The 3,227-nt window shown below is 68.9% G+C and carries 2 protein-coding genes and 1 riboswitch; both genes read right to left on the reverse strand.

Annotated features, from left to right (window positions below; genetic code table 11):
* Positions 1-460: ABC transporter substrate-binding protein (locus HC022_RS22175; protein ID WP_175583691.1), on the reverse strand; the 460-nt coding region annotated here is incomplete at its 3' end.
* 43 nt (positions 461-503) lie between these two features.
* On the reverse strand, positions 504-2,447 hold the full coding sequence (locus HC022_RS22180) for a TonB-dependent siderophore receptor (protein WP_167453849.1): 1,944 nt from the start codon (positions 2,445-2,447) through the stop codon (positions 504-506).
* Between the two features lie 136 nt (positions 2,448-2,583).
* Positions 2,584-2,774, reverse strand: a riboswitch (cobalamin riboswitch).
* Positions 2,775-3,227 lie beyond the last annotated feature (453 nt).

Here is a 3,227-nt window from a genome sequence, read left to right on the forward strand (position 1 = left end):
CGGCGGTCTCGTTGAAGGGCAGGTAATAGGCCACCACGGGTCGGCGGTCGGGCTCGTCGTCGAGCGCGGCGAGCCGCCGGTCGAAGGCGGCGAGCACCTCGGCAGCCTCGGCCTCGCGGCCGAGCAGCGCGCCCATGCGGCGGATGTTCTCGCGCGCGTCCTCGAGCGAGCGCGCCGGCTCGAAGCGCTCGACCTGGTAGCCGAGGCGCAGCAGCATCTCGACGGTGGCGCGCGCGGTGTAGCTGCCGGCGATCACGAGGTCGGGGCGCAGCAGCACCACTTCCTCGGCGCTGGCGCCGTTCGCGGGGATGGCGCGGGCCGCCCCGGCCATGGCCGAGCTGCGCGGGTCATGCGCCAGCCGCGACACCGAGACGAGCTGCCCGGGGGCGCCGAGCAGCAGCGCCAGCTGGTCGGTGCAGACGTTGAGCGAGACGACGCGGCCCGGTGCCCCGTCGCCCATGGCCGCCGTCCCGAGAAACAGGGCGGCGGCGAGCGCTATGAGCCTAGAAGCTGGCACGGACGCCGAAATACCACGCCCGGTCCGACTGGCCGTAGCCGGGAACGGTCTGGTAATTCTCGTCGAACAGGTTCTCGACCCGCAGGTAGGCCTGCGTGGACTCGGTCACGTCGTAGGTAAAGGTCGAGTTCACCACGCCGTAATCGTCGAGCGCCTCGCGGTCGGCCTCGTAAAGCGCGCTGACCGAGAGCCGGGCGTGGTCGGTGATCTCGGCGCTGAGCCCCAGCGCGAAGCTGTGCTCGGGCACCGAGGTCTGCCAGCTCGAGCTGTCGAGCGCCACGTCCGAGAAGCTGTCGGTCCAGGTGTAGCTGCCGTCGAGCGTCAGGCCCGGGCGCAGGTCCACGCCCCCCGCCAGTTCCAGTCCGCGCCGGGTGCTGGTGCCGTCGGCCTGCGCGTAGGCGTAGCTGGTGAAGGAGTAGTCGATGATGTCCTCGGCCTCGATCCAGAAGGCGGTGGCGCGCAGCCAGGCGCTGTCGCCGAAGCGCTTCTCGACGCCGAGATCGAAGCTGACCGAGGTCTCGGGCTCGAGATCGGCGTTGCCGGCGTAGGCGTCGTAGAGCTCGTAGTTCGAGGGCGCCCGGTAGCCGGTGGCGAGGTTCGAGCGCAGGATCAGGTCGGAACGCGCGCGCCATACGCCGGAGAGACGCCCGGTGGTCTGACCGCCGAACTCGGAATGGTCGTCGTGGCGCAGGGCGAAGCTCAGGTCGATGTCCTCGGTGGGCCTCACGGTGAACTCGGTGAACACCGAGTTGACGATGGTCTCCTGGTCCTGGTCGCTGCCGTAGGGGCCGTAGCTCGAGGCCCCCGAGATGTCGTCCTCGTAGGTCTCGACGCTGCGCTCGACACCGGCCACCGCACGGGTGATCGCGCCGAGGTCGAAACCTGCCTGGTAGCGGTAGGTCTGGCGCGTGCCCTCGTATTCGAAGCGGAACGGGTAGGGCGTGCCGTTGTAGGGCGGCGTGTCCGGCGCCCAGCTGTCGAGCGAGGTGCCATGCATGGCGCGGCTGATCCGGAACCAGCTGGCCGAGACCTCGTGGTCGACGGCACCTGTCGTGAAGGCGAGCGCCGCGCGCAGGCCGCTCTCCTCGCGGTCGACCACGTCATCGGGGGAGCCGTCGAAGACCTTGCCCGAGGCGTTCTCGTCGTAGTCGTACTTGGCCTCCTCGCGGAAGCCCGACAGCCGCAGCTCGGCGGCACCGTCGCCCAGCTGGTAGGTGCCCGAGAAGCTCAGCCGGCGTGCCTCGAAGCCGTCGTCCTCGTCGTTGTGATCGCCCGGCGCCGAGGTGCCATAGTCGAGCCCTGTCTCGTCCGCCGCCGAGAATCCGTCGCTTTTCACGTAAGAGAGGGTGACCGCGGTCTCGTGTCCGGCGCCGCGGTTGTAGAGCGTGGCGGCGCTGCGCAGGGTCTCGTAGCTGCCGTACTCGGCGAAGACATCGGCGCTGAGCCCGTCGCGGGTGGCGCGCTTGGTGGTGATGTTGATGACGCCGCCGATGGCCTCGGAGCCGAACAGCGCCGATTGCGAGCCGCGCAGGATCTCGATCTGGCTGATATCGCCGGCGGTGAGCCCGCCGAAATCATAGGCCACCTGCGTGCCCGAGGGGTCCGATACGTCGATGCCGTCGATGCGCACCGCGATGTTCTGCTGCGAGACGCCGCGGATGGTGATCCCGGCGTTGGTCCCGAGGGGACCGTTCGAGCGGATCGAGACGCCGGGCTGGCGGGCGAGCACGTCGAGCAGGCGGGTGGCGTCAGCATCCTCGAGCTCGTCCTCGTCGATGACCTCGACGCTGACACCGGTCTGCAAAGGCGTGGTGGCCTCGTAGCCGACGTTGATGATGATGGGCGGAAGCTCGTAGGGCTCCTCGCTCTGGGCGTGAAGCGGGAGGGTGCTCAGCGTCAGTGCCGAGACAGATCCGAGGATCTTTTTCATGGTGGCCGTCCTTTTCGTGCCGTGCCCCATGGGGGCGTGGGGGTGACGGTCCGGCCAGGCGCTCTGCCTGTCCGTGACCTCCGGGTCTCGTCACCACGAACGGACATGACCGTTCTCCGAAGCGCACCCCGCGCGTGGAGAGGGTGATCACCCTGGCAGGTCTCCTGACTTGCGGGTCAAAGCGCGGATCGGGCCTTCCCGGGCGTCTGCCCAGTGGCGTCGTGCCGAATGCGCTCGCCGCTCACAGTTGCGGGGGCAGTCGCGGATTTGCACCGCGTTCCCTATTCTCCGGGCGAAGCGCCCGGAACCAAGGCCCGTCTGAAATACGCGGCAGGGACGCTCCGGGCAAGCAGCAGGCGCGCGGCGCGCGGCGAAGGTCGGAGAAGTGTTGCGGAAAGGGGGCAGGCGCGCCTGGCGGAGAAGTCGCAGGGGGCGCTGCCCCCTCGGCCTGCGGCCTCACCCCCGGAGTTTATCTGGCAAGATGAAGCTGCAGGTTCGTGGCGAGAGGCAACGGGATGCCACGGCCTCGGGGCGTTTGGCTGCGGTTCGCGCTCTCCCGGGCGTCCTCACGACCTTGGCCATCTCGGATCTCCCGGGTTAGGCACGCTCTCTCTATACACCTCACCGCCGCCCGCCCTTCATCTTGCCAGATAAACTCCGGGGTGAATTGGCGCGAAGCGCCAAGAGGGGCAGAGCCCCTTCTGCCTCAGCCAAGAGACACCGCGCGTGAGTGAGGTGATGTGAGATGTCACAAGCCGTAGCGCTTGCCGGATAGCTCTG

Source organism: Salipiger sp. HF18, assembly GCF_011806505.1.
In the GTDB taxonomy this organism is placed as follows: domain Bacteria; phylum Pseudomonadota; class Alphaproteobacteria; order Rhodobacterales; family Rhodobacteraceae; genus Salipiger; species Salipiger thiooxidans.

Coding starts and splice junctions, on each gene's coding strand:
- HC022_RS22180 (WP_167453849.1), bottom strand. CDS start 2,447: ATGAAAAAGATCCTCGGATCTGTCTCGGCACTGACGCTGAGCACCCTC.